This window comes from Bacillus sp. ISL-35 (assembly GCF_018613355.1).
In the GTDB taxonomy this organism is placed as follows: domain Bacteria; phylum Bacillota; class Bacilli; order Bacillales; family Cytobacillaceae; genus Mesobacillus.
Window position 1 is genome coordinate 264,464 of sequence record NZ_JAGGQK010000002.1, and the last position, 26,532, is coordinate 290,995.

26 protein-coding genes and 1 tRNA gene are annotated in these 26,532 nt (G+C 41.2%); 17 read left to right on the plus strand and 10 right to left on the minus strand.

From position 1 onward, the window contains the following. Nucleotides 1-165 precede the first annotated feature (165 nt). Entirely contained in the window at nucleotides 166-498 is a 333-nt protein-coding gene (locus J7E38_RS04520; RefSeq protein WP_214704854.1) for a hypothetical protein, read from the plus strand. A 165-nt stretch (nucleotides 499-663) separates the two neighbouring features. Here the strand turns inward: J7E38_RS04520 and J7E38_RS04525 are convergent, their stop codons facing one another. The 3 genes from J7E38_RS04525 to J7E38_RS04535 all read right to left on the minus strand — a co-directional run bounded on the left by J7E38_RS04525 (nucleotide 664) and on the right by J7E38_RS04535 (nucleotide 2,447). After that, nucleotides 664-1,089, minus strand: a complete 426-nt coding sequence (locus J7E38_RS04525; protein WP_214704853.1) for a GNAT family N-acetyltransferase — start codon at nucleotides 1,087-1,089, stop codon at nucleotides 664-666. A 6-nt stretch (nucleotides 1,090-1,095) separates the two neighbouring features. Beyond that, nucleotides 1,096-1,605, minus strand: coding sequence for a YjcG family protein (locus tag J7E38_RS04530; RefSeq protein WP_214704852.1), 510 nt, complete (start codon nucleotides 1,603-1,605; stop codon nucleotides 1,096-1,098). Between the two features lie 116 nt (nucleotides 1,606-1,721). Further along, a complete protein-coding gene (locus tag J7E38_RS04535) occupies nucleotides 1,722-2,447 on the minus strand; it encodes an alpha/beta hydrolase (protein ID WP_214704851.1) in 726 nt (241 codons plus the stop codon). Nucleotides 2,448-2,648: 201 nt separating this feature from the next. On the opposite strand from J7E38_RS04535, the gene J7E38_RS04540 reads away from it, so the two are divergent. The 3 genes from J7E38_RS04540 (at nucleotide 2,649) to J7E38_RS04550 (ending at nucleotide 6,303) form a co-directional block, all read left to right on the plus strand. Further along, nucleotides 2,649-3,641 (plus strand): TAXI family TRAP transporter solute-binding subunit, encoded by a 993-nt coding sequence (locus tag J7E38_RS04540; RefSeq protein WP_214704850.1) that lies wholly within the window; start codon nucleotides 2,649-2,651, stop codon nucleotides 3,639-3,641. A gap of 174 nt (nucleotides 3,642-3,815) precedes the next feature. Next, a complete protein-coding gene (locus tag J7E38_RS04545; protein WP_214704849.1) occupies nucleotides 3,816-4,361 on the plus strand; it encodes a DUF1850 domain-containing protein in 546 nt (181 codons plus the stop codon). After that, nucleotides 4,351-6,303, plus strand: a complete 1,953-nt coding sequence (locus J7E38_RS04550; protein ID WP_215038227.1) for a TRAP transporter permease — start codon at nucleotides 4,351-4,353, stop codon at nucleotides 6,301-6,303. The genes J7E38_RS04545 and J7E38_RS04550 overlap by 11 nt, the downstream gene beginning before the upstream one ends. Before the next feature lie 33 nt (nucleotides 6,304-6,336). Here J7E38_RS04550 and J7E38_RS04555 read toward each other — a convergent pair whose 3' ends face one another. Then, on the minus strand, nucleotides 6,337-6,558 hold the full coding sequence (locus J7E38_RS04555; protein WP_214704847.1) for a WYL domain-containing protein: 222 nt from the start codon (nucleotides 6,556-6,558) through the stop codon (nucleotides 6,337-6,339). Nucleotides 6,559-6,693: 135 nt separating this feature from the next. Here J7E38_RS04555 and J7E38_RS04560 point away from each other — a divergent pair, with 135 nt between their 5' ends. The 4 genes from J7E38_RS04560 to J7E38_RS04575 all read left to right on the plus strand — a co-directional run bounded on the left by J7E38_RS04560 (nucleotide 6,694) and on the right by J7E38_RS04575 (nucleotide 8,891). Then, nucleotides 6,694-7,311 carry an NUDIX hydrolase gene (locus J7E38_RS04560; protein WP_214704846.1) on the plus strand — a complete coding sequence of 206 codons (618 nt, stop codon included), beginning with the start codon at nucleotides 6,694-6,696 and terminating at the stop codon, nucleotides 7,309-7,311. A gap of 91 nt (nucleotides 7,312-7,402) precedes the next feature. Then, nucleotides 7,403-7,475: transfer RNA gene (locus tag J7E38_RS04565), tRNA-Val, on the plus strand. 294 nt (nucleotides 7,476-7,769) lie between these two features. Further along, entirely contained in the window at nucleotides 7,770-8,159 is a 390-nt protein-coding gene (locus tag J7E38_RS04570) for a cupredoxin domain-containing protein (protein ID WP_214704845.1), read from the plus strand. A 171-nt stretch (nucleotides 8,160-8,330) separates the two neighbouring features. Then, nucleotides 8,331-8,891, plus strand: a complete 561-nt coding sequence (locus J7E38_RS04575) for a hypothetical protein (protein ID WP_214704844.1) — start codon at nucleotides 8,331-8,333, stop codon at nucleotides 8,889-8,891. A gap of 66 nt (nucleotides 8,892-8,957) precedes the next feature. Here the strand turns inward: J7E38_RS04575 and J7E38_RS04580 are convergent, their stop codons facing one another. Continuing rightward, the gene (locus J7E38_RS04580; protein ID WP_214704843.1) at nucleotides 8,958-10,361 is read right to left on the minus strand and encodes a PQQ-dependent sugar dehydrogenase; all 1,404 of its coding nucleotides are present in this window, start codon (nucleotides 10,359-10,361) and stop codon (nucleotides 8,958-8,960) included. A 413-nt stretch (nucleotides 10,362-10,774) separates the two neighbouring features. On the opposite strand from J7E38_RS04580, the gene J7E38_RS04585 reads away from it, so the two are divergent. Continuing rightward, on the plus strand, nucleotides 10,775-12,370 hold the full coding sequence (locus J7E38_RS04585) for an acetolactate synthase large subunit (protein WP_214704842.1): 1,596 nt from the start codon (nucleotides 10,775-10,777) through the stop codon (nucleotides 12,368-12,370). 272 nt (nucleotides 12,371-12,642) lie between these two features. Here the strand turns inward: J7E38_RS04585 and J7E38_RS04590 are convergent, their stop codons facing one another. Together J7E38_RS04590 and J7E38_RS04595 are read right to left on the minus strand one after the other, a co-directional pair. Then, nucleotides 12,643-13,215: a hypothetical protein gene (locus J7E38_RS04590; protein ID WP_214704841.1), complete on the minus strand. Its 573-nt coding sequence runs from the start codon at nucleotides 13,213-13,215 to the stop codon at nucleotides 12,643-12,645. A gap of 264 nt (nucleotides 13,216-13,479) precedes the next feature. Continuing rightward, the gene (locus tag J7E38_RS04595) at nucleotides 13,480-13,959 is read right to left on the minus strand and encodes a hypothetical protein (protein ID WP_214704840.1); all 480 of its coding nucleotides are present in this window, start codon (nucleotides 13,957-13,959) and stop codon (nucleotides 13,480-13,482) included. A gap of 208 nt (nucleotides 13,960-14,167) precedes the next feature. Between J7E38_RS04595 and J7E38_RS04600 the strand changes: the two genes are divergently transcribed. After that, a complete protein-coding gene (locus J7E38_RS04600; RefSeq protein WP_214704839.1) occupies nucleotides 14,168-14,407 on the plus strand; it encodes a hypothetical protein in 240 nt (79 codons plus the stop codon). Between the two features lie 151 nt (nucleotides 14,408-14,558). Here J7E38_RS04600 and J7E38_RS04605 read toward each other — a convergent pair whose 3' ends face one another. From J7E38_RS04605 to J7E38_RS04615, 3 genes are all read right to left on the minus strand, one after another. Next, on the minus strand, nucleotides 14,559-16,919 hold the full coding sequence (locus J7E38_RS04605; protein ID WP_214704838.1) for an FdhF/YdeP family oxidoreductase: 2,361 nt from the start codon (nucleotides 16,917-16,919) through the stop codon (nucleotides 14,559-14,561). A 120-nt stretch (nucleotides 16,920-17,039) separates the two neighbouring features. Then, a complete protein-coding gene (locus J7E38_RS04610) occupies nucleotides 17,040-17,399 on the minus strand; it encodes a Na-translocating system protein MpsC family protein (RefSeq protein WP_214704837.1) in 360 nt (119 codons plus the stop codon). A 218-nt stretch (nucleotides 17,400-17,617) separates the two neighbouring features. Further along, nucleotides 17,618-18,880 carry an L-lactate MFS transporter gene (locus J7E38_RS04615; RefSeq protein WP_214704836.1) on the minus strand — a complete coding sequence of 421 codons (1,263 nt, stop codon included), beginning with the start codon at nucleotides 18,878-18,880 and terminating at the stop codon, nucleotides 17,618-17,620. 476 nt (nucleotides 18,881-19,356) lie between these two features. On the opposite strand from J7E38_RS04615, the gene fdhD reads away from it, so the two are divergent. The 7 genes from fdhD (at nucleotide 19,357) to J7E38_RS04650 (ending at nucleotide 26,439) form a co-directional block, all read left to right on the plus strand. Then, nucleotides 19,357-20,145: a formate dehydrogenase accessory sulfurtransferase FdhD gene (fdhD, locus tag J7E38_RS04620; protein ID WP_214704835.1), complete on the plus strand. Its 789-nt coding sequence runs from the start codon at nucleotides 19,357-19,359 to the stop codon at nucleotides 20,143-20,145. A gap of 510 nt (nucleotides 20,146-20,655) precedes the next feature. Then, complete coding sequence (locus J7E38_RS04625; protein ID WP_251030217.1) at nucleotides 20,656-21,411, plus strand: transporter substrate-binding domain-containing protein; 756 nt, start codon at nucleotides 20,656-20,658, stop codon at nucleotides 21,409-21,411. A gap of 125 nt (nucleotides 21,412-21,536) precedes the next feature. After that, nucleotides 21,537-22,196 (plus strand): amino acid ABC transporter permease, encoded by a 660-nt coding sequence (locus J7E38_RS04630; protein ID WP_214704833.1) that lies wholly within the window; start codon nucleotides 21,537-21,539, stop codon nucleotides 22,194-22,196. 28 nt (nucleotides 22,197-22,224) lie between these two features. Then, nucleotides 22,225-22,947, plus strand: a complete 723-nt coding sequence (locus tag J7E38_RS04635) for an amino acid ABC transporter ATP-binding protein (protein WP_214705015.1) — start codon at nucleotides 22,225-22,227, stop codon at nucleotides 22,945-22,947. 197 nt (nucleotides 22,948-23,144) lie between these two features. Then, complete coding sequence (locus J7E38_RS04640; RefSeq protein WP_214704832.1) at nucleotides 23,145-24,707, plus strand: BCCT family transporter; 1,563 nt, start codon at nucleotides 23,145-23,147, stop codon at nucleotides 24,705-24,707. Nucleotides 24,708-25,007: 300 nt separating this feature from the next. Next, on the plus strand, nucleotides 25,008-25,697 hold the full coding sequence (locus J7E38_RS04645; RefSeq protein WP_214704831.1) for a DUF975 family protein: 690 nt from the start codon (nucleotides 25,008-25,010) through the stop codon (nucleotides 25,695-25,697). Between the two features lie 211 nt (nucleotides 25,698-25,908). Beyond that, the gene (locus J7E38_RS04650; protein WP_251030218.1) at nucleotides 25,909-26,439 is read left to right on the plus strand and encodes a DinB family protein; all 531 of its coding nucleotides are present in this window, start codon (nucleotides 25,909-25,911) and stop codon (nucleotides 26,437-26,439) included. The last annotated feature ends 93 nt before the right edge of the window (nucleotides 26,440-26,532 follow it).

Below are 26,532 nucleotides of genomic sequence, written 5' to 3' on the forward strand. Positions count from 1 at the left end.
CAAAAGATGTTTTCAGATAAGGAAAGGCAGCTGATACAGTTTTATTCATGGTTTCCGCAGCAGATAAAATTTTAAAAATAGCAGTTTACTACGGTCATAAACAGGGAAGAAGAATAGAAGATTATAGTGAGAAATTCACTAAACGTGAATTGGGGGATATCAAAAATGGGATACATTCTTCCAGTGACAAATTATCAATATATACAATATGCTGAGCGGGAAATCGGATTGGATTATGACCCGTTTATGATTAATAGCGTGAATAGGATTCGAAAAGAAGACCCGGTGCTGAAGGGACACGAACAACAAGAGCAAGCAACAGCGCCTATGCAGAAGCAGAAGGAGCATCAGCCTCTGTCACGCATGCAGCTCGCAGCATCAGAATCAAGTTTTCCTGGAATGGATCGGGTTTATAAGAAAAAGGTAAATCCATCGGTTGTCAGCCAGGCGTATGCTGAAATCACGGGTAAGGGAAGGCACTACAGCGAGTCAATTTAAACTAGCTGCAGTGCTTTTTTCTTTGCTGTTATTCGCAGGGGATGTTGCTATACGAACACTTACATTAATGAAAAAAACAGAGTCAATAGGGTGTGAAAACATCGTTAACGGAAAGAGTCTTACATACAAAACCCCCCATTCAACTTAGAATGGGGGGTTTGAGCTTCATATTGATTTTTTCATTGTCTTATGTGGGATACCGGCATCCATGAATTCCTCTGAAACTGTTTCATATCCTAGCCTGCTGTAAAAGGGGATGGCGTGTGTCTGTGCATTCAATTTCAAGGTTGAGATGCCCTGGGACTTTGCATATTCCTCGATTTTATTCATGACGGCGACACCCGCTCCGGTTTTGCGGTTTTCTTTTAGTACACAAATCCGCTCAACCTTGCCGACACTTTCCAGGACACGGAACCTGCCGGCACCTGCTGCTTTTTTGTGGTCATCATATAATACGAAGTGAACAGAGTCTGATTCGTATTGGTCAATTTCTTCTTCTTCCGGAACGTTTTGTTCATGAATGAAAACGGTCTTACGTACTTCAAATGCGTCTGCTAATTCTTGTTCGCTATTTACAATTTTTACTTCCACGATTATTTATTCCTTTCCAAGCCTGAATGTTTCATATACAGTCCATGAACCGTTGTCCAGCTGGTACAGCAAATGAATGCGGTCGGCAGTATCTTCGAATTCAACTTTTGTCATCCCTAATGAACCATAGACATCCGAGTGCTCATCGTCGGACATTTTTTGCCCAATAGTGATATGCGGTACAAAGTTATATTCCTGATTTCCATCGAATGCTGAATTTAGTTCATTATGGAGTGAGCCTAAATCTTCAGGTGATTCAACCTTCAGGTATATGACATTATTTACGGGTTTAAAAGAACCAATCTTCTTGATGTTCAGTTTGACTGGTTTGAAATTCCTGGCAATCGAATCGATCTTATTGGCGATATCCTTAATCTCCTCTTCTGTCGCTTCAAATGGAGATTTTAAAGTGATGTGTGGCGGGATTAATGCATAATGTGGGTCATAGCGCCTTCTCATCGAATTAGCATAATCCTGGATCTTCTTTGATGGAAAAATGACAATACCGAATTTCATCTAAATACCCCCGTTTCATTATAGTGTTGCTTCTCGTTCAGTTAAGAAAACTGAAAATTATGATTTACCATTCATTATAACAAATTTTTGAAATATATAATATAAAGAAGCATTCATTAGGAAAACATTCTTTTCATTGCCCGCTTAAGGTTGGGCTGCCAATGAGTCCATGTATGGTCTCCACTAAATTCTTCATAAAAATAGCCAAAGCTTTTTTCCTTGAACATCTTTGAAAGCTCCCTGTTTGGTGTAAGGAAATCTTTGTTTTTGGATGATGTCGTCTTAACAACTGTCTCCTGTTCGCCGACACTGTGGTATATATTCAGCAACTCAGGTTGATTGAAGTTCTTAACCGCCGAAAATACTTCCTCATTCACATAAGGTGATTGAAGCAGAACTTTTCCAAAAGTATGAGGATACTGGATAGCTGCAAGCAGTGAAACGGTTGCTGCAAGCGAATCACCGACCAAAGCGCGTCCCATCCCCATTTGGTAGGTTGGATAGCGTTCATCGAGATAAGGGACAAGCTCATGGGCCAAAAAGCGAATATAGGCTTGGTGCTGCTCTCCTTTCGGATGGTATTTTTGGCGTCGGTCTTCGACAGAATCATATGGGATTCCAACGATGATGACGTTTTCAATTTCTTTTTTTGCAAGGAATTCATCCGCAACCCTGCCTATCCGCCCCAATTGGAAATAATCGCGTCCATCCTGTGCGATCAGCAAGGAGTATTTATACAATGGGGAATAATTGGCAGGCAGGTATACCAGCATCGTTATTTCTTCGCCCAGCTCCTTGCTTTGGAGTGTGATTTCTTCAATTTTGCCCATTGGAAAATCCATTTATTTACCTCCAAAACCTTAGATTTGCTATTTTACATTTTTGCCGTCAAGACGATTTTAGCATATGTATTTTCAAAAAGCTTTTCAGGTAATGTATTATAAGCCGGCATGAAATTAGTAAGCAAGTAACATGTTTGACAATTGTGTGAAGTCTTATGGTAGAATTATGGTGAACAATTATATATCAAAGGGGGAAATCTGATGAAAAAAAGAAAGTTTCTTTTGTTCACTGCACTTGTGCTAGTACTTTCGATGGTGCTATCAGCTTGTGGCAGCAGCTCTGACGAAAAGGGCGGAGAAGGAAAATCACAAGAAAAACCTAAATTCATGAGCATCCTTACTGGCGGTACGGGTGGTACATACTTCCCGCTTGGCGGAGCTTTTGCCAAGATTGTGTCTGATGCAACAGGTATCGATACAAATGCGGAAACAACAGGAGCATCTGCTGAAAACATGCAGAGCATTAAAGATGGTAAAGGTGAAATCGCCTTCACTCAAACAGATATCGCTTCTTATGCAACTGAAGGAAAGCTGATGTTTGATGGAAACAAAATCGATAATATTAAAGCGATTGGTACGCTTTATCCTGAAACAATCCAAATCGTTACAACTGAAAAATCAGGTATCAAGTCTGTCGATGACCTTAAAGGCAAAAAGGTATCGATAGGTGCACCAGGATCTGGTACTGCAGCGAATGCAGAGCAAATACTTGAAGCTTATGGAATGTCAATTGATGATATCAAAAAGCAGGATCTAAGCTTTGATGAATCGGTAAATGGCATTAAAGACGGCAATATTGATGCTGCATTCGTAACAGCCGGACATCCAACTGCGGCTGTTGAAGAACTTTCAGCAACAGAAAAAGTTGTGATTGTTCCTATAGATGCTGATAAGGCTGATAAACTAATTGAAAAATATCCATACTACGCAAAAGAAGTGGTGCCAACAGGAACTTACAAATTGGGTTCTGATGTGCCAACAGTTGCTGTTCTGGCAATGCTGGTAGTAAAGGCGGATCTTTCAGATGAAGTTGTTTACGATATCACTAAATCAATTTTTGAAAACCTTGACCAGGTACAACATGCAAAAGCTAAGCAGATCAAGCCTGAAAATGCTTTGAATGGTGTAGGAATTGATGTACACCCAGGAGCACAGAAGTATTTTGATGAAAAAGGAATCAAAGCTGCTGAGTAATATTCAAACTCTGGCCGGACAAAATCCATCATTGGATTTTGCCCGGTCAATTAATATTTCTGGAGTGCATTTGTTACTTCGGCGGTTCCACGACAGAACAGACCGAACCCTATTCCGGTCTTTTTTTACTGAATATTAATCAAACCTCTTTGAACGTTATAGGACAGGCGAGGCATGGGTTATATGAACTTAATTAATTTTAATAAAAAGATCTTCGTTCTGTTGCTCCTCATTATGTTCATTTTATTAATCTCAATCAATATTCCTTATAAACAAGCTCTTGTTTTTCTTCAACCTGAAGAAGAAGATGTACTATGCTATGTACCTATTGCACAAGGGGACAAGTTTAAGATAAAGTATACACATTCCATCCATTTGTCCGACGTAATTGAAAGCTATAAAATTACCGAACAAAATGAGATTCAGCAATATGAATTGGAGTATGAAGATTTTGCGATTGGTATGCCATCAGAAATTGCGGAAGGTGAACATTTTGAGATGCAGGATGGCAAGTACCTTATTAAGAATATGGATAGAAGATTTAAGCACTTTGACCTCCGCGTCGGCAAAGTGAGGGCAAATCACACGTTTTTGCAAGGTAAGATCTCCTTTCCGCTTGCTCAGGCAATAAAACCTGGAACGAGAGTAAGGATAAAAGTAATGAAAATTAATGTTATTCAGCAAATGAAAGGAGTGAATATCCTTGAGCATGAAGAATGAAACATTAACAGAACAGGAACAGCAGGAGCTGTTGGAAAAATACGATCCTGAAGCTGCATCAAGGAAATTAAAAGGGATAATGGGCATGATTGCATTCATCTTGCTGCTGTCATTCTCACTATTCCAGTTATACACATCAATTTTTGGAGTATTGACTGCACAGTTGCAAAGATCCATCCATCTGGGCTTTGCGCTTGCACTGATTTTTATTTTATTTCCTGCCCGAAAAAAAGACCGTGTTCATCATAAAGTCGCCTGGTACGATATCCTATTAGCGATTATTGCGATTGCTGTTGGTGCTTATTGGCCGCTGATGATTGATGAACTAGTCAACAGGGTTGGCCGTCTGACCCCGGTTGATTTTTACATTGGGCTTGCTGCTGTTTTACTCGTCCTCGAAGCGACAAGGAGAACGGTAGGTCTGCCGATTACGATTATTGCGGTTCTGTTTTTGGGTTATGCATTGTATGGTCCATATATGCCGGGTTTCCTCGCACACAGAGGACTTGAACTTGACAGCTTGATCCAGACAATGTTTTTCACAACTGAAGGGATCCTAGGAACACCATTGGGGGTTTCTTCTACGTTTATCTTCTTATTCTTGTTATTTGGCGCGTTTCTAGTGAAAACAGGCGTTGGCCAATATTTTAACGATCTTGCTGTTTCCATTGCCGGAAAAAGAGTCGGCGGTCCTGCTAAAGTTGCGATTTTTTCTAGTGCCCTGCAAGGAACAATCAGCGGCAGTTCTGTAGCTAACGTTGTTACATCTGGCTCATTCACGATTCCGATGATGAAAAAGCTCGGATATCGTAAAGAATTTGCAGGTGCAGTAGAAGCAGCTGCTTCTACCGGTGGCCAGCTTATGCCGCCTATCATGGGTGCAGCTGCCTTCTTGATGGTAGAATTCATTGGCGGTGGCATCACTTACTGGGATATCGCTAAGGCTGCAGCAATTCCAGCGCTGCTTTATTTTACCGGGATTTGGATCATGACACATTTTGAAGCAAAAAGGGTCGGCCTGCGGGGATTGAAGGTTGAAGAAATGCCTGACCGCAAAGAAGTTATGGCTAAAATCTATTTGCTATTGCCAATATTGGCTGTCATTGTCCTGATGGTAAGCGGAATGAGTGTTATGAGAGCCGCTCTATGGAGTATTGTTATTACCGTTGTGGTTAGTGCGATAAAGAAAGAAACCCGGATTGGTTTCAGAGATGTAATTGATGCGCTTGTCGATGGGGCACGCACGGCGTTAGGTGTTGCGGCTGCAACTGCTGCTGCAGGGATCATTGTAGGGGTAGTGACGAAAACCGGCCTTGGCCTGAAGCTCGCCAATGGATTGTTGGATCTTGCCGGAGGACATTTACTCCTGACCCTGGCGTTTACAATGGTTGCATCCCTGGTGTTAGGAATGGGGTCACCGACAACAGCAAACTATGTCATTACGTCAACCATTGCAGCACCGGCCATCATTTTGCTGGGAGTACCTGATTTATCTGCACATTTATTTGTATTCTATTTCGGGATCATCGCTGATATTACACCTCCAGTAGCGCTGGCGGCTTTTGCGGCAGCTGGTGTGTCAGGCGGTGAACCAATAAAAACAGGGGTTAACTCAGCAAAGCTGGCAATAGCGGCGTTCATCATCCCTTATATGTTCGTATTGTCTCCAGAATTGTTAATGATTGATACAACATGGTATTACTTAATCTGGGTGGTGTTTACAGCACTTGCCGGCATGATGCTTATTGGTGCAGGTATTATTGGTTTCTGGCTGAGGAAATTGTTCTGGTACGAGAGAATAATTGGAGTTGTAAGCGGCTTAATGCTGATTTATCCTGAGAAAATTACGGATATAATCGGACTTGGTTCCTTTGTTCTACTCATTGCTTTGCAAATACTGATCAAGAGAAACAATACACCTGAGCCAAGTACAGTTAGTTAATTTTAAGAAGTCCTCATTCCGGGGGCTTCTTTTTTAACTGATTTTAAGGAAGTGCCGTTTTTCTGGCATGATGGATAGGATGTTTTCAACCTTGAATAAACGTTCCTCGTTTCTAAGAAAACAAAATGCTTTAAAGTAATTCCCCCTGATCTCTTTTACAATGATCCTTCGCTGTGTGATCTGGTTATCGACTGCAAAATAAATCATTTCAACAGGCTGGTTTTCTTTTAGTGATTTTTCCAAAAGAAAATTCATGTGTATTCACTCCTTATCTTTTAATAATTATATTATACCCGAACATTTGTTCTCTATTCAATTTTTTTGGAACGTTTGTTCGTTATTTTTTTTGAAAGGTAAATGGTGGTATAATTTGGAATGGAGGTGTGAAGGATGGAGAGTGAAATGCTTAGAATTTTTGATCAACATGGGACTTGCCTGGGAACAGCACCGAGGTCCGATGTCCATAAAGCTGGCCACTGGCATGAGACATTCCATTGCTGGTTTACAGAGCGGATAAACGGGGAGGACTTTCTTTATTTTCAAGTTCGGAGTTCCGCCAAGAAGGATTATTCCGGTTTGCTGGATATCACCGCAGCAGGGCATATTCTGGCGCATGAAACTCCTCTTGATGGCTTGAGGGAAGTAAAGGAAGAACTCGGAATCGACGTGACTGTTGAAGATTTACAATCTTTAGGTACCATCAAAGATTCACTAATCAGCCCAGAATTCATTGACCGAGAGCTATGCCATGTTTTCTTGTACAAGAAACATCAGCCTATTGAAAAATTCCAGCTTCAAAAGGATGAGGTCTCAGGGATCATGGTGGCAAGCATGACCGATTTTGAAGATCTATGGTTTGCCAAATCCAATGAAATAAGGCTCAAAGGTTTCATGGTAAGTGAGGAAGGCGAAAAGAAACCAAAAGAGATGCTGGTCTCCAAAAAGGATTTTGTACCTCATGAAGATGAGTATATTAATAGGATCATCCAAAGTATAAGAAATTCATAATCCAGAAAACTTTATGGGGAAAAATTATTGACTTTATACTGAATCCAGTATATATTAATTTATGTCCTCATTAAATAGGACAACTTAGAACGATTCCTTAGCTCAGCTGGGAGAGCGCTACCTTGACAGGGTAGAGGTCGCTGGTTCGAACCCAGTAGGAATCATACTTTTGAAAAAGCCTCCATCCCTTATATAACAGGGGATGGAGGCTTTTTTTGTTTTTTTTGCTAACATTTTTTGCTCATTTAACAGACAAGTAGGCGTAATTCAATCAGCCGCTACCTTATTAAAACTTATTGCCGTTTCCGTTCAAAAATGTTCAGTTAAGAACAATACTTAACAGAGCTTTTTTATTATTAGCTACTGATATTATACCTTCTTGCTGCTTCCCGTTAATTTAGAGTGATAATTTAATTTAACTTTGAAAAAAATAAGGATTAGGAAAGGAGGGATAGCAAATGCCTGTGAAAAAGTGGGTTACAGGATTGATTTTGTTTGTAGCTATGTTCACGGTTGTGACAACTATAGGGTTACATAGTGGTTTTGCCGAATCCGTTGCTGCAACTAAACCTATGGAGAATGCTAAAATGATTGAGGTAGAGTTGAATGATGATTATTTTAATCCTAAAGTTATCAACATTCCAAACGGAATCACTACAACCTTGATATTGAGAAACAAAGGGAAGAAAGAGCATACCTTTACAGTGGAAAAGCTGGGGATTGACATCGAGCTCCAGCCAGGAAAAGAAAAAAACATTTCTGTGAAACCAGAACAGAAGGGTACTTATGAATTGATATGCCGGTATCACTTCCAGGAAGGTATGGTTGGGAAAGTAAATGTTAATTAAAAAGCAGGGACAATAATGTACTGAGTACCCAAAAAGTTAGAGTGAAATCTAACTTTTTGGGTGTCCCATCCATGCTCCTTTTTTGTTTAAAATAGTAAGAGTAGTTCCACTTCTAATAATGATAAATATAATGTACGGTAAGCCATATATCATTTAAGATGAGGTGGAAAGTTGTATTTTTTTAAGCCTATTTCTAATGAAGTGCGTTTATCTAAACTGATATTCAAAAAACGCAAAAAAACGATGAAGCTCATTTTGGGGTCTTTTTTGGCCTGTATATCAGTTATGCTACAGGCAGCTGGAGGCTTTTTGCCAGGTATAGGATTATTTTTTAGTCCGCTCGCCACTGCACCTATTTTGTTATGTTCAATGTTTTCCATTCCACTTGGAGTAATGTCTTACTTGCTGACCATTATCTTGTTATTTATTCTGCAGCCAAGTGAATTAATTGTATTCGCCTTTACAACAGGACTGTTGGGACTGGGGATAGGAGCAGCATTTTGCTTATTTAGGAAGAGATTAAGCATTATTGCGGCAGGTACAATTTTTTTAATGCTGGGAATTATCATTCTGCTATTTATCTTCGACTTTCCCGTTTTAGGACCAGTTGTTTCAGATTCCTTTTCATTTCTTACAACCGCAGGGATCTTTTTATTTGCTTTCCTTTATAGCTGGTTATGGGTTGAAATTGCATTAAACATTTTTAAAAGATTAAAAAGGTTAATAATTTAGTGTCTGCCAAATCTCTCACTATTGCCTGGCAGATAAAGCCCTCAGAAATCAGAAAGGGTTCAAGATTCAAGGAATGATTTCAAAAATTGTACCCTGGTTAAAGTCAGTCACTTTCATCGAGCCATAAACCCCCAAAAATAATCTGGTTTGGTCCAGATTCGCTCCCAAACTAACATAATAGGCAGATTCAGTTCTAAAATTGTAGTCAGTTTCAATAATACTATAATCATTTAGTTTACAGTCTGGCCTTACCCTAGTATAAGCTAATACTCCTTTAACTGAAGTGGCCGATTCATCCTTGCGGGCTAAATCCGTAAACAAAACGCTTCCCGTTAAAGCCGGTATCCCTTTTCCCATATATGGATGGACTCCTGTAAGGGCAGTGCCGCCAAACTTATCTGGTCGTGGATCTTTATGATAATAACTAGTTAATGGCTGGATCCGCCTAACTGATGTTTCAATTGCTTCATCGTAATAAACAATGGTTTTCTTATCCGAATTCGAATTAGCAGAGCAGACATTCATAATCGAAGTAGGAAAAGCACCTTCCCAGCCACGCCAGCCAAAGTTAATATACATTTCCTGAGTGGTCCTGGAGTTCATTACAAGTTCAGGGACCGGTATCGGTCTATAATGAATGAATGAAAAAATCGATTCTGCCAAATCCTGTCCGACATTACCCACATATTTAATATAATGATTGTAATTCCTTTGAAATGATATCCCTGGTATATTGCGAACTCCTTTGGCAATCACCGTTAGTATTTCCTGGATTGGTGCAGGCAGTTCAGGAAAACGAGTAACTACGAGTAGATTATTGAAAGATGTATTTTTAACTACATCAATTTCAATTATTTTACCGGCGATTTCCATATCATCCTGACTCAAATTAAATGGATCATATCCTAAACCGCCATCTCCTGTTGTTAAAACCAGTTTTCCTGTTTCAGGTGAAAAGTTTAAGCTATTGACACCATTATGATTAAAAAAGGGCCTTCTTAAGTTCAGCAATGTTCGTCTTTTTTGAGGCTGTCCATTCGTTTGAAGAATCCATTCTTCTACTGTATCTATATGATCAAATTGAACTTCTCTATTAACCCATTTTCGATTTAGGGTGTTTGGGTCACAAGGGTCAGGCATAGAAGTATCAGGAAGTGCACCTTGCCCTTGTGACCCAGCTACTGAATAATGAAGATAGAATAGACCGTTGTAATAAAACTGGGGATGAAATGCAAGCCCTAATAATCCCCGTTCATCGTATCCACCACCTTGATCACCAAGTTTAAGGACTTGCGGTCGAATATCTAAAAAAGTTTTAATGTCTCCGTTACCTATATAAAAAATTTCTCCTATTTGGGTTGCAATAAATAATCTTTCAATTGAGTCTCCCGGTAAAAGGGCTGTTTTCATAACGGTGGGTAAATTGATCTTGCTTACAACTGGACGTAAACTTACCTTAACTTTTTCCAAGTAAATATTCACCTCAGCTTATTGTTTTCTTTTATAAGAATATGGTCAGGAATCCTCTAACAGTACCAGAATAGGGTCATGGATTAGGTTAAGGCTTTTCTCAGCTATAAAGCAGCAGAACCAGGTAAGTTAAGCGCATATGAGAAATTTGTTTGGCTGGGGCTTTTCCTCATTCCATTTCATTATTTTATAAATGCAGGTGGCCTATATAAGCTTTTCTGTGAGTGAATTGAGTGTGAACCATTATGAACGAGAAATCAGAAAAAATTCATCAGCATTTTCGGTTTTCTCCGCAAAGCTGTGATGAATGACTTATATACTGCTTTTTAGTTTTTGAAAATTTATCATTTCCCCTGAATGAATCAGTTATCAAAGGAAACCATTAAATTAGTACATTTTTTTGGAGGGAAATGATGAAAACTTCTGATTTGCTTGTTCAATGTTTAGAAACAGAAGGAGTAAGGTACGTATTTGGGATATTCGGCAAGGAAGTATTAGATCTAGCAGACTCGTTGTCCAGATCAACAGAAATCCAATATGTTCCTGTTCGCCACGAGCAAGGCGCAGCATTTATGGCAGATGTATATGGAAGGGTAGCGGGGAAACCTGGAGTTTGCCTGGCTACCCTGGGCCCTGGTGCCACAAATTTATTAACAGGAGTTGCAAGTGCCACATTGGATGGGTCACCTGTTGTAGCGATAACTGGACAAGCCGGAATGGAAAGACAGCATAAACAGTCTCATCAATTTATTGATATAGTAAAAATCTTTGAACCAGCAACGAAATGGTCCGTTCAAATTAAACAATCAGACACGGTCCCAGAAATTATCCATAACGCTTTTCGAAGAGCAGCAAGTGAAAAGCCTGGAGCAGTGCTGGTAGAGTTACCAGAGAACCTGGCTTCAGAGACAATTTCCAGAAAAGCTATGCCTAAAAGAACTGCACCAAGTGTCGTCCCATCGATGGAGGAAATTAATGAAACAGAAGCAGTTCTTAAAAAGTGTCAAAAACCTTTTATCCTGATTGGAAACGGCGTAATTAGGCAAGGAGCTAGCGAAGCATTCCAAAGCTTTGCTGAACTGCTTAAAGTACCAGTGGCAAACAGCTTTATGTCCAAAGGGGTCTTACCAAAAAATCATCCTCTTAACTACTTTACCTTTGGATTCAAAGACCATGATTTAGTACCAGAGGGAATAGCGGAGGCAGACTTACTGATTGTGATAGGTTTCGATCTGATTGAAAGCCTCCCGAAAAACTGGAATAAAAACAAAGTTCCGGTTGTGCATATTCATTCTCAAGAAGCAGAGTATGATGAATATTATCCAGTTCGCAGTCAATTAACCGGTGAGTTGAATCAAATCTTTAAGCTATTAAAAAATCGGGAAATTGTTTCTAAAGAATGGGTCCCCGCCAATAGTCTTAAAGAGAGGATTTTGCAAGAAAGTCAAGTCTCCTGGAATGAAGAAACGATAAGTAAACAGCCACTAACGACCAGAAATATTCTCCATATAATCGAAAAGCACACTGACGAAAACACCATCATATTATCTGATGTTGGCGAACACAAAATGAAAATAGCACGTCACTTCCAACCTGATAGGCCAGGGCAATTAATCATTTCAAATGGACTTGCATCCATGGGAATCGCGTTGCCAGGATCAATAGGGGCAAAATTGGCTGCGCCAAATAAAAATGTAATATGTATAACAGGAGACGGAGGACTCCTGATGAACGTGGCGGAAATCGAAACAGCAAAAAGATTAGGGTTAGCTTTTGTGATCATTTGTCTGAATGATTCGATGCTGAAGATTGAAAAACAGATGATGGAAAAGCAGTTTGGCCACAGTTATGGTGTGAATTTCAGCAATCCAAATTTTGTTCAACTGGCAGGTAGCTTTGGGGTCAAGGGTGTTAGGGTGAATAACCTTATTGAGCTTGACAATCTTCTTGCACATGAAATTTCTTCCCAGGAAGGAATTGTATTAATTGATGTACCAATCAGTGAGTAAGGCATTAAGGGTTATTAAGGATACGGACCGGGCTTATTGAATAGGATTAAGTCAAGCTCTAGAACTGCTGGATCGGCTGCTTTTGCGAAAAATATTCTTTCAATATTGATTAGGTCATGAATAAATAAGCGCTTGGGTGGTCCCTGAGCGCACTTTCTTATATATAAAATGCTGAGATTAACGGGCGACAATCTTAGTATCCGTTTTGCAGGGTTTTGTGAATCAATATCTATGTAATGGAAAACTAACTGGCTTGGCGTTTTAGTTTCATTTCACGGATGCTTCATGTGATGAGGTGGATCCTGTGCAGGCTGAAGATCGGCAACCCATTGGAATCCTAATAGACTGCCTGATAACAGATAAACTGCGAGCAAAACAAAAAAGATTGCTGGTTTGATAATATCCTTTAATGAATTAATCGTTGAGGAATTAGCTAGCAGGATTTTAAAAAGGAATAAAGCAGAAAGTGTAATCGTTAAAAAAATATTAATCATGATATGTGACTTTTCAGGTAAAAGCATTTCACCTAGCATAGCCCCCATCATGCCGCCCATAATACCGGACATAAGTCCCTCGATTGAGGAGATAGTATTGAAAAAAACTCCTAAAATGCACCCACTGGCAGCTCCAATCAACATTGAAAGTACAGTGGAAATAAAAAGGTCGCCACGATAAACAGTTCCAAGCAGAATGCCGGATGTTAACCCTATATTCATTCCTATGTACATTGAGATAATCATCCCGCTCATGCCAGACAACCTCACCCTGTTGCGGCGAATCAATATAATGGATACAAGTAAAGCAGCTGAAAGAGTGAAAAATACAAAAGCATTGAAAATGAACATGGACTGTCCTCCTTTTCACCATCATATGAGATAGGAGGTAAGACCATGCAGATTTATCGACAGTCTTAAAGGAAAATCATTGAGATTGATCTAAGTACATAAAGCTAATCGAAATAAAGCTGAACAAGCCTTTAGTTTATATCCTTGAACTAACTGTAGGAAAATCGACCACTCAAGAAGATGAGGCATCCCTGTAGTCAGGAATGCCTCTTGTTTTATTGGTTAAAAAAGCACCTGCAATGATCATAGTTGCTTAATTTTAACTTACCCGGTTAATTTTGGCCATTTTTTATGACGAATGACCTGATAAATGGACAGTCCATCACTGTAATTTTCGTTTCCATAATCAACTGGCACCAATGAAAAAGTCGCAAGCCAGACAGAGAAATAGGAATAGCGGACAAAAATCGTGTGAGGTTCAAGTATGTTTTGTGAAATGAGCAGGTTTAATACTAGTACGGATCCGAGATTAAAAATAACTCCTCCGGCATGTACAAGAAAGTGGGTGAGCCGGTTATTCCATTTTAATTGTTCATATTCACAAAAGGCATCTAAAAAATACATGCTATTTAAGATGAATGGGCCTTTTTTAAAAATTTGTCTTCCTCTTCCAAGTGAAAAACTGAATTTGCCGCCAAACAGCCATGCGAAGAAGGAATGGCCTAATTCATGGACGAGTGAAACGATAGGATATATCAATAGAAGGGCAAATAGAAAACCTATAAAATCTGAAAAGCCGAACATGAAGTCAGAACCTCCTTCTTTGTATTTTGAATTGTCGATGTACAAGTTATACCCGGGCGATATGATCATAAACGAACCTGGAAACTGAAAAATATGACATATCATCCTTATTATTGTCAGTGAATGGAAATATAAAACAATTCCGCCTATACCCCTTTCTGGGAGTAAGAATAGGATAATACTGAACAAAAATACAGGAGGCGAAATTATGTCCGGAAAAAAAGCAGGCAAGGAGATCCACGTCGATCATCTCACCATCCATGCCAAAGATGTAAAAATCGTTCACGATAGGTCAAGAGAACACCATGAGGAAAGGAGACACCCTTTAGATTTTTTTGGTCCTAGAAGAAGGATAGAACGGAAAATGGATGATGAGCATCATAGGAAAGATGAAAGCAGTTCTGAAGGGGGACATGAAGAAAGGCGCAGAGGTTTTAGGTGGTTTTAGGAGGTTGAATTTGGCCTTCAATGAAGCATGATTGTGTCCTTTAGTGGGGACCCTTGGTAGAGTAAGCTGATAAAATGTAAAATAACTTTCTTCAATATAAAACAGCCTGCAAGCTTTGATCGCTGCAGGCTGTTATCTTTTTTAAGCCGTTTTAAGCTGGTGCATCAAGTTCGTCTTCTTCAACCCGCTTCTCATAGTGTTCCACATCTTTGCGAGCGTTGAAGCGGTCAGCTTTTTCCAGTGTGACTGTAATATTGTAGTCTGGAATGCCGGCATACTTCTCATAACGGCCTCTTGGCAGCAGGAAGTTTCCTTCCGGGAAGTGGACTTGGACATTACCACGGGAAATGTCAACGAATTTCGCCCTTCCCTGGAAAACACCAAAGCCATTATACAGAACTATTCCTTCACCTTCAGCGATGCTAAGGTCCTGTGCATCCTCAGCATTCATAAGGACATCATAGCGCCCAGCACCGTTAAGAGGATCGACTTCATTATAGACCATTGAATTGAACTGTTTTCCCCGGCGGGAGGTGACGATGAATTGTCCTTCCTTTTTGCCTAGTTCTGGGATGTCAACTGAGATCAGGTTCCCTCTGCCATCCGAAGTAGGGCAGATGCCATCCTCACATAACCAGGCGCCGCCCCATTGGAAAACGTCTCCCGCTTTTTTCAGGTGTTGGATTCCGTCATAATTAGGATTCGCCAGGGCGATTTCATTCCGGATTTCCTGAGCATCTTTGAAGTCCACCAGGTGGGCTGTCTCAGGCTTGACTCGCTTTGCTAAATCAATGTAAATTTTCCATTCTGCACGAGCTTCTTCAACCTGGTTTTTGTTGCCCTCAATTTCGGGACTGAAGTAAACCATTCGTTCAGTAGAAGTGGACGTTCCGCCTCCTTCCTGCTCATAACGTGTTTTGGCAGGTAGGACTAGGACGGCTTCTTTCGCATCTACAAGAGTAGAAGTATTTAAGATGATATCCTGGTGGACACGGATTTCCAAATCGGATAATGCTTTTTCCACAAAATTCGGGTCTGGCATCGTTTCAAGGAAATTGCCGCCCGATAAGTAGTACATCTTGATTTTTCGTTCGTGGTCCTCAGGGAGCAGGATGTTTTCAAGAGTAACTCCGACAATGTCACCTTGCCATTCAGGAAGGTCAAATCCCCATAGTTTTTCGATGCGCTTAATATTGTCGCCGTAGAAATCCCCGCCTGGCAGAACAAAAGGATCCGCTCCCATTTCGCCGCTCCCCTGGACTGATGAGTGTCCGCGGAAAGGCATCAGCCCTGCATGCTTTCGGCCAAGGTGACCGCGGAGCAGGGCAAGGTTAGCCACTTGTGAAATGTTGTCAGTAGCGAATGAATGCATCGTTAAGCCTAAAGCCCATGCATACACGGCGTTCTTGCTGTTAGCGAGCAGTTCTGCCAATTCGATGATGCGTTCTTTGGAGATGCCTGAAGATGCAACAATATCTTCCCATTCTTGTTCCTGAACCTTTGATTTTAATTCTTCATAGCCATTTACATGAGCATTCACAAATTCATGATTGATCGCTGAGCCGTACTTATTTGACTCCATCTCAAACCAGTGCTTGATGATTCCATGCATGAAGGCGATGTCTCCGCCGATATTTACCTGGTAGAAATCATCTGCGATTTTTGTGCCAAATAGTGCGGATTCAGGATTAGATGGAATCCAGTACTTGTCCATTGCAGGTTCTTTATATGGGTTGACGACGATGATTTTCGTTCCCTTTTTCTTTGCCTCGAGCATGTACTTCGATGAAACAGGGGAGCTGTTCGAAGCGACGCTTCCCCAGAATAATAAAACATCAGTGCCAATCCAATCCTGGTAATTTGAAGTCGAAGCTCCTACACCAATTGAACGTTTCAATGCTGTTTTCGAAGGGGAGTGGCAAATCCTGCTGGCATTGTCGATATTATTCGTTCCAAGAAAACGGGAAACTTTTCCCGCGACATAGTAGGATTCATTTGTGATTCCCCGGCTTGTCAGGTAAAAAGCATACTGTTTCGGGTCAAGCTTTTTCATTTTCTCTGCGATCATGTCCATGGCTTCATCCCAGGTGATGCGTGAAAACTTACGCTCTCCTTTTCTGCGGATCATTGGATATGGGATCCGTCCCAGCTTTCGCAGCTGAGTGCTGTCATATTTTCTGAGTTCGTCAATGTCTGCGTGAAGGATTTCCGGCTTGATGGCACCGGCAGTATTCAGCCTTAAAACATTCAATCTTGTCGTACAAATATGCGGGCCAGTCAATGTCTGGTCCTGAAGGCCGGACACACCAAGTGCGCACCCATCGCATACACCTTTAGTCAGGATATTTGTGGCATATCCGAAGTTATCCCTATTGTCCCAAAGGGTTTTCATCGTATCTCTAATATGTTTAGGCTTCACCTTGCCAAGCCCAAAAGGTATAGGGCTTACCCAATGCTCTGGTGCAGGCATTGCCGCTTTTTTCTGTGGTCCTGGATGTTTAGTTTTTCCCAATTTGAAACACTCCCATTTTAAATCTTTAAGTCAAAAAAAAACCACCGTTTTCCGAAACAATGCTTCGGAAATAAACGGTGGTTAGTCTTTAGCAGGGTCGCTGCCAAGTGCCATACCTAATCAGTTGTTGAACTTCGCTTGAATATCATCCTCAAAAACAAAGATGGACATTCCGAAATCACGGTCGATATCTATGTCTACAAAAAGTTCGACAAGCTTGCAGCCAAGGAATTCTTCCATTTCCAGCGGAGGATTCTTCCGGTACATTTCTTTTACCATTTCCGTCCTGGCTGCCCGCAGTGCCTGCTTGCCTTCATTGGCTGAAGCAATGAACTTCTCAACAGGCGATAGATTCCCTTCCATTTCGCATATCGCCCACTTTTTGCAGAATGTAGTGGTTATTTTACTGGGGCCTTTACCCATATGCTTTTTACGGAAGGAACGGACCAAATTGCTGAACTCTGCCTCGTATTTATTCATGTTATCCTCCTGTCATCCATACAGGTTATAAGATGATTGGTATTTTACCATACTGTGAGGCAATTGGAAAAGCGCAAGCGCCTTGCTCAGCCCCGACAAGCGCTGAAATGTCGCCCAGCTAAGTCTTTCTTTGACTTCTCCGGGCGGACAGAAGCGGCTAGGAGTGGGCAGGCGCTCGAGTTAGACATTTCTAGAAATGTCTAATACTTGTAAAAGAATTAACCAGCCATTCTTTCATTTGCTTCATTTTGGTTGCGAAGCTTTTGGATATCACGGCGAATCAAGATAGAAACCACAAGAGCAACGACGAACAGTCCACTGAAGAATGTCAGGCTTGAAGCATAGCTTCCTGTAGTGTCCTTCATCCATGCTGCAAACATTGGGCCAGCCAGGCCGGCCGCTGCCCATGCTGTCAGGATATATCCATGAATCGCACCAAGCTGCTTTGTTCCAAAAATGTCGCCGATAAAGGCAGGGATTGCTGAAAAACCTCCGCCATACATCGTATAGACGACTGCCAGCATTACTTGGAAAAGGAAAGCTTCCTTTGTATGCGGAAGCAGCATGAATAGTACAATTTGAGTCGCAAAGAAAATGGTATACGTATTCGGACGTCCGATATAGTCAGAAATCGAAGCCCAGGCAATACGGCCGAAGCCATTGAAAAGCCCCATGATGCCAACGAGTGCTGCAGCTTCAGCGGTCGTCAGGCCAATACTTTCTTCTGCTAATGGTTTCGCAGCCGAAAGGATGGCAATCCCGCAAGTAACGTTGATGAAAAGCATGATCCATAGGTAATAAAAGCGTGAAGTCTTGATGGCTTCATTCGCTGTCAGCTGTGAAAGGTCCTTTTTAACCTTTACTTTGCCAGCTTTAGCTTTTTCCTTGAAACCTTCAGGAACCCAATCAACAGGCGGCTTTTCAAGATACAAAGATGATAATGACATGATAATAAAATAAGCTGCGCCTAAAATGTAAAAAGTATTGGCAGTTCCAACAGACTTAATCAATGAATCCATGATTGGGCTGCTGATGGCGGCCGCGAATCCAAAACCCATGATCGCAAGTCCAGTGGCAAGCCCGCGTCTGTCAGGAAACCATTTAACCAATGTGGAGACAGGAGCAATATAACCTACTCCAAGTCCAATGCCGCCTAATACACCATATGTAATATACAATAATGGCAAGGATCCAAGGTTAACAGCAAGCCCTGAACCTAAGATGCCTGCTCCAAAAAAGCCTGCCGCCAGCAGTCCGGCTTTTCTTGGACCATGCTTCTCAACGAAATGCCCCAGGAAGGCAGCAGATAATCCTAAGAACAGGATTGCCAGGCTGAAGGTGAATTGCACTTGCTTTGAAGTCCACCCGAACTCCTCAATCAATGGATTAGTAAAGTTACTCCAGGCATATACTGAGCCAATGGAAATATGGATGCCCACTGCAGATGCTGCAATCAGCCACCGATTTTTCGTCTTCTTCATACTTTTTCCCCTTTACTTTGTTAATTTTTCAGTCTGCCTCATGGCAAAGTGAAACTTTCGGAATCTCGAAAACTATGATTCCCGGTCGTTATGTACATGGTCTGTCCACAAGTGCGTTAATTTCTTAACCAACAGAAAACCGCCAATCTTTCCGGCCCAGCGCTAAATAGCACAGGACCTCGTGAGAAAGATTGACGGTTAGAATCAAGCAGGTATCGCTACTCAATGGCCAACAGTTAATCGCTTACATCTCTGTGACACCTTAACCGATGACAGGGCCGCTATCTCGAATCAAAATGTTACAGATTTGTGAACTTCGAAAAAATTTTATCACTTCTCAAATGCAGATGCAACACCTTTTAGGCCTGCTAAATCAATTTTACACTATAGTTGTGTTGTAAATTTTTCTTGAGAAATCGAAAATACTGTGTTTAGATTTTAAGTATTCTCAAATTCTCAAGATTCAGGTGAAGACTATGTTGGAAAATATGAGTGATAAATATACGATTACGAAATATCATGATGGACAATTCCAGGATGTAGAGGATGTCATTGTGAATGAATTCCCTTTGACGATTTATGTGAATGATATGGAGTTCGCAACAATGGTTTGCACTCCGACTCATTTTGAGGAAATGGTTGTCGGCTTCCTGGCATCCGAAGGGGTGATCCGATCCTATAATGACATCCATTCACTCAGTATCGACGAGAGCAGGGGTTATGCTTACGTCATGCTGAAAGTGAATATGACGACAAACCAGGAATATTATTCAAAGCGTTTTATAGGCTCATGCTGCGGGAAAAGCCGGCAGTTTTATTTTCACAATGATGCGAGGACAGCAAAGACGTCCATGTCCAAAACAAGAATCACCGCTGGCCAGAGTATCGAACTTATGAACCAGATGCAGAACAATTCACAGGTTTTCCTTGAAACCGGCGGCGTGCATAATGCAGCCCTCTGTTCTCCTGAGGAAATGATTGCGGTCAGAACGGATATTGGCCGCCATAATGCACTTGATAAGTTATATGGATATAGTATTTTAAACAGGGTGCCAGTCAGGAATAAAATCATCGTTTTCAGCGGCCGTATTTCCTCGGAAGTTTTGTTGAAGGCTGCGAAGATTGGCGTCGGGATCGTGCTCTCCAAATCAGCACCAACAGATTTGGCAATCAAACTGGCTAAGGATTTAAATATCACGGCAGTTGGTTTTATCAGAGGGAAATCGTTCAATGTCTATTCTTGTCCAGAAAGAATTGTAGATTAATAGCTTTAGTCCTTTTGTCATGTAAGCAAATAATTATATAAAAATATTTAGAGTGAAGCCAGGCCCTTTCAAAGGGTTCTGGCTTTTTCCAGTATAATGTAATATTTTCGCGCACCTTGTCGGACGAGGAAGAATCGAGAGCATAGAAGAGTATATGGCGGGAAAAGGGAGGCTCACCAAGCTGAGTGCATGAGAAGGTGGATTATCCTGTGATTTCAAGAATTATCAGATAATTTGAATTTTGAAAGCATATTACACGATTGTTACAATTATATTCATAAACATATTTTTGGATGTTTAGATTTTCATTGCCCAAAAGTACGAAAGAACTGTTTTTTAAAATAATAGTTTACTGTATGAAACAAGCGGGTATATGAATTTATGGGTGAATGTTGCGGTTTTTCATACATAGTTTTTGAAGACCGATTAACAGAATAAATATTTAAAGAAATTAATGATTATGAGGGGGAGTTTTAAACAGTGAAGAAAATTTTAACATTATTCATTCTAATGGTGACCATGATCGGTCTCCTGGCTGCTTGTGGCAGTGATGAAAAAACTTCAGGCGAAGGCGGCATGGACCTGGCTGAGAAGGGGAAATTCACTTTTGCATCATCTGGTGAGTTTAAGCCGTTCAGCGTAACGGATGGAAGCGGCAAGATGACCGGTTTTGACATCGATGTTGCAGAAGCAGTCGCAAAGGAACTCGGTCTTGAACCAAACCAAAAGAAGTTCAAGTTTGCCAGTATCGTTGAAGGGGTTAAGTCAGGACGCTTTGATGCTGCTGTTGCCAGCCATACCATCAATGAGGATCGTTTGAAGGCTGTTGATTTTTCAACACCATATTACTATTCTGGTCCGCAGATTTTTGTCAGACCCGACAGCGATGTTGAGAAGCTTTCAGATTTAAAAGGATTGGAAATTGCAGTTTCGAAAGGTTCCACATATGCAAAGACAGCTGAAGAAGTGACAGATAATATTGTGCTTTATGACAGTGACGTAACTGCTTTAGAAGCGTTGGCCAATAATAGGCACGACGCTGTTATAACGGACTTTATTACAGGTAAAGAAGCAATGGGTGCCGGCCTTAAAATTGAGGGCAAGGAGCTTCTTGGCCGAAGCGAACAGGCAATTGCCATAGCCAAAGACAACGATGAATTACTGGAAAAAGTCAACGAAGCATTGGAAACATTAAGAGAAAATGGAACGTTGAAAGAAATCAGTGAAAAATATTTCGGTGAAGACATCACGGCTAAACCGGAGTAATAGGTTGTCAACCTGGGGCGAATGTGCGGTATAACTGCACATTCGTTTCTGCTTAAAAATGCTGTTTGCCAACATGAGCAAACAAATGAAGAACGATAATGAGCCCATAGGGAGTTGAATGAATTTTGCCAAGTCTATCGCATGTTATAGAAGTATTTTTTGACACGTACGACATATTCCTCAAAGGCATGCTGCTCACATTGCAAGTTACAGCAATCTCCATTTTCATTGCTATTTTCATAGGATTATTTTTTGCCTTCTTAAAAATATCAGGAGTTAAAGTGCTCGAATGGATTGCAGATGTCTATATTTATCTGGTCAGGGGAACTCCGTTGATTGTCCAGATTTTCATCTTCTATTTTGGTATGACCAATCTGAATATTTCTGCATTCTGGTCAGTAGCCCTCGGTCTTGCGTTCCACAATGGTGCCTATATCGCCGAGATTTTCAGGGGAACCATCCAGTCCATTGACAAAGGACAGATGGAAGCCGGCCGCTCACTTGGGATGAGCAGGACGCTTACTATGAGAAGAATCATCCTTCCGCAGGCTTTCCGTCGTGCCTTGCCTCCACTTGGGAATCAATTCATCATTGGCCTCAAGGATTCATCACTAGCAGCTTTCATAGGAATGTACGAATTATTCAATGTAGCGACAACAAAAGGTGCAAATGACTTTGACAATATGACCTATCTGCTCATTGTTGCCGTTTACTATCTATTCCTGGTTTACTTGATTTCTGTTCTGGTTGGATTGCTTGAGAAAAAACTATCCGTAAGTGATTAAGGGGGAAACTATTTTGGACGGACGAGATATGATCAATGTTAAGAAATTGAATAAATCATTTGGCGACCTTCATGTTTTGAAGGATGTCGATATAACTGTAAAAGAAAGCGACGTAGTCTGCCTGATCGGTGCAAGCGGATCTGGAAAAAGTACCTTGCTTCGCTGCCTGAATTTCCTGGAAATCAAAGATAATGGCCAAATTATCATTGAAGGCGAGGAAATAAATGCTGATAGCCATGATTTGAATAAAGTGCGCCAGAAAATCGGCATGGTATTTCAGCACTTTAACCTGTTTCCTCACAAAAACGTGATTGAAAACATTATAGAGGCACCAGTCCATGTGAAGGGTGTCAATAAGGACCAGGCGATCAAGGAAGCAAAGGAACTGCTTGCAAAGGTCGGACTGGCTGATAAAGAGAAGGTTTATCCATCAAAGCTGTCGGGCGGACAGAAGCAAAGGGTAGCAATCGCGAGGGCCCTTGCGATGAAACCAGACATCATGTTGTTTGATGAACCAACATCGGCACTTGACCCTGAATTGGTCGGAGAAGTTTTGGCAACCATGAAAGAGCTTGCAGAAGAAGGGATGACCATGGTTGTCGTGACACATGAAATGGGTTTTGCCAGAGAAGTGGCTGATTGGGTCGTCTACATGCATGGAGGCCGGATCGTCGAAGTCGGTCACCCTGAAGAATTTTTTGAAAACCCAACTGAAGAACGTACACGTGAGTTTTTAAGCAATACATTTTAAAGGATGAACGCTTAGGTCTCTAAGCGTTCGTTTTTTGGCTTTGAATAAGTGTGAAAAAATAGTTTCTCTTTGGATATTTAAGGGGAAAAGATTGCAGAATAATTACATGGCAGCAGGCTAAATAAGTGTTTCCCTTTTATGAATTTAATAATTTCATATTACATAACTGAAAAATCATAGATCTTTTGGAGGCTGACATGCTCAAGAATATTTTATCGAACTTTGTTTTTACAGTGTCAGCTGCGGTGATTTTATTGTTCGTCGTAGTTGGGGCTGTCATGCCAAAAAAGTTTGGCTCAGTAGCCGGTGAGTTATTTGGTTTTACCACGATTAATTTCGGCTGGTTCTATTTGCTGGCCGTGTTCATTATTGTTTTATTCCTGATTGGACTGGCTGTTAGTAAGTATGGAGCCATTCGGCTTGGCGGGGAAGGGGAGAAACCTGAATTTTCCTTTTTCACCTGGATCGGCATGCTTTTTTCAGCTGGATTCGGGGCAGGACTTGTGTTCTGGGGAATCGCAGAACCTATGAGCCATTTCTTTAATACGCCGTTTGCAAACATTGAAGGAGAATCCCGCAGTGCAGCAAGAGTTGCTATGGGTTATTCCTTTTTCCACTGGGGGCTTAGTCAGTGGTCCGTTTTTGCGATTGTGGGATTGGTAATTGGTTTCCTTCAATTCAGGAAACAAAAAGATGGCTTGGTCTCGACGGCTCTTGAGCCGATTACAGGCACAAAGCCTGCAGTGAAAAACACTATTGATACGCTTGCAGTTGTCGCAACTGTCATGGGGATTGCTACCTCTGTCGGGCTTGGTGTCCTGCAAATGAATGGCGGATTGAACGCTGTATTTGATACGGAGAATTCTATCGGAATCCAGATGATCATTATTTTAGTCATTTTCATTGCCTATATGATTTCTTCTTCCACAGGGCTTGATAAAGGAATTGCGATGTTGAGTAATCTTAATCTGGGAATTGCCCTGGTTCTCTTATTGTTCGTTCTGATTGCCGGACCTACTGTTTTCATTATGGAAAGCTTCACGCTCGCAATCGGGGATTATTTTGCCAACTTCATTCAGTACAGCCTCAGGCTGCAGCCTTACCAGGAAGGAACTTGGACAAGGGACTGGACAATCTTCTACTGGGCATGGGCCATTGCCTGGTCGCCATTTGTCGGGGCATTCGTAGCCCGGGTTTCAAAGGGGAGAACAATACGGGAATACATCTTTGGTGTAATGGTGATTCCACCTTTGATTGCCTGCCTTTGGATTGCGGCATTCGGCGGGACGGCTTTATGGAATGACCTCAATAACAACACAGGTATTGCTGCGGCAGTAGATGCGGATTTAACCTCTGCTTTATTCAAGACATTTGAAGTCTTGCCTATGTCGACTGTTCTGTCCATATTATCGATTATCTTGATTTTCACATTCCTGGTAACATCCGCGGACTCTGCAACCTATATACTTGCAAGCATGACGACCTCGGGAAGTCTGAACCCGCCAATATTCGCAAAAATCGTCTGGGGTTCACTAATGGCGGCGATCTCTGCAGTCCTCTTGTATGCAGGCGGACTGGAAGCATTACAGACCGCTTCCTTGATTGCCGCACTTCCATTCACAGTCTTGCTCCTGCTGTTGATGTTGGCGATCCTTAAGCTCCTGAAAAAAGAACCATTGCCAATCAGGCCAGCAGATTTAAGGAGATTCAGGAGACTTGAGAAAGCGGCAAGCAAGGAACAGGAAAAAAAGAAAAACTGATGCAAGAATAGGAACAAAAAGCAGATTCAGACTGCAGAGAGATCGATTTTCATCGAGTCTCTTTGCGGTCTTTTTTGTTTGAAGAGATTTCAAAAAAATTAGTCATTTAAAGGTAAGGAAGATTATCCGATATAATAGTCATGTAACCAATATGAAAACCTAACAAAGTGTGTTTGCAGCGATGATTTTAGGGACGCATTGAATGTTTCATAAAATATTCAATGTATTTGTTGATCATATTTTAAATATACATGGTGTATCTTCGTATTGCCGGTACAAACAACTATAGGAGGAAAGAAAATGAGTTTATCGATTTCACAAATTAAAAAGAAGTCTCTGGCGTCATTGAAAGGAAAGTGGGGAATTGGAGTCGCCTTAACGTTCATTATCTTTTTGATCACAGCAATCGTTCCGAGTATTGTTGAGGTTATATTGAGTGGCGGTTTCTCAGATTGGGCGAATCAGACGGAAACCCCTCTCATTGCAGATATGCTTAATCTTCTTGTCTCATTTTTGTTTATCCCGCTGACAGTTGCCAGTTACTGGTTCTTTCTGGTCATTGCCAGGTGGAATGATCCGAAAATCTCCGATATCTTTACCGTTTATAAAAAATGGGAGCTATCACTGAAGCTCATCGGAACATCGATCCTCGTCGGATTTTTTACCATCCTGTGGTCTTTATTATTGATTATCCCTGGCATTATCAAAGGAATTTCCTATTCTCAAGTGTTTTTCCTGCTTAAAGATAACCCGCAGCTCTCGGCACTAGAAGCGATCACAGAAAGTAAAATCAGGATGAAGGGGTATAAATGGAAATATTTCCTGCTGAATCTTAGCTTTATAGGATGGGCATTCATTGCGATTTTTACTTTCGGAATTGGGTTCTTGTGGCTCGCTCCGTACATTAGCACGGCAAATGCCACTTTTTATAATGAATTGATCGCTCCCCAGGACCATGAAGATGCAAACTCTCCGGACTTGGCGATCTAACTTTTCAGCCTCAGCTAATTTTTTAGCTGGGTTTTTTTTATGGAATAGAAACGTTCTTCAGTGCCTTGGCCGGGCTTCTAATCCTGATAGGAGCTCAATCGCTCCGTTACAATTGAATAAAATCCAAAGAGATTAAAGGATAATCATGGAAAAGGGCGAATAGTATTAATCTCAGAACGTTTCAGAAACGGAGGAAAAACGATTGTTTGATATGTCTACGATTTTTCTGGTTGATCAGAAAGAAGGATTCACTCCTACACTCGGCCATTTGGTGTCGATGATGAACTACACCCGGAAAACCACTCTGGAGGAAGTTGAGGGGCTATCAATCGAGGAGTTGGATTACCTCATTCATGATGATGCAAATTCCATCGGCATGCTGCTTGGCCACATGGCTGCCGTCGAACGTATCTATCAAATTATTACCTTTGAAAAGCGTGACCCTACCAAAGAAGAAGAGCAAACTTTATCTGCCGGACTTGAACTGGGCGAGAAAGGAAAAGCAGCTTTTAAAGGATTTCCGCTAGAGCATTATCTTGAAGAACTCCAGACTGTCCGAAGTGAAACATATGATAAATTCCAGACACTTTCAGATGAATGGTTGTTTGAGCAGACCAATTGGTGGTGGAACCAGCCCGGCAACAATTACTTCAAATGGTTTCATGTGTTTGAAGATGAAATCAACCACCGCGGCCAGATCAGAATGATCAAGAAAATTTACAGTAAAGAACTAGTTAAATAACATGATTGACGCCTGCGGAGAGTGATTCGCAGGTTGTTTTTATATTGATTGAATAATCAGATAATATTATAATGGTTTAAACGGTAAAAAAGG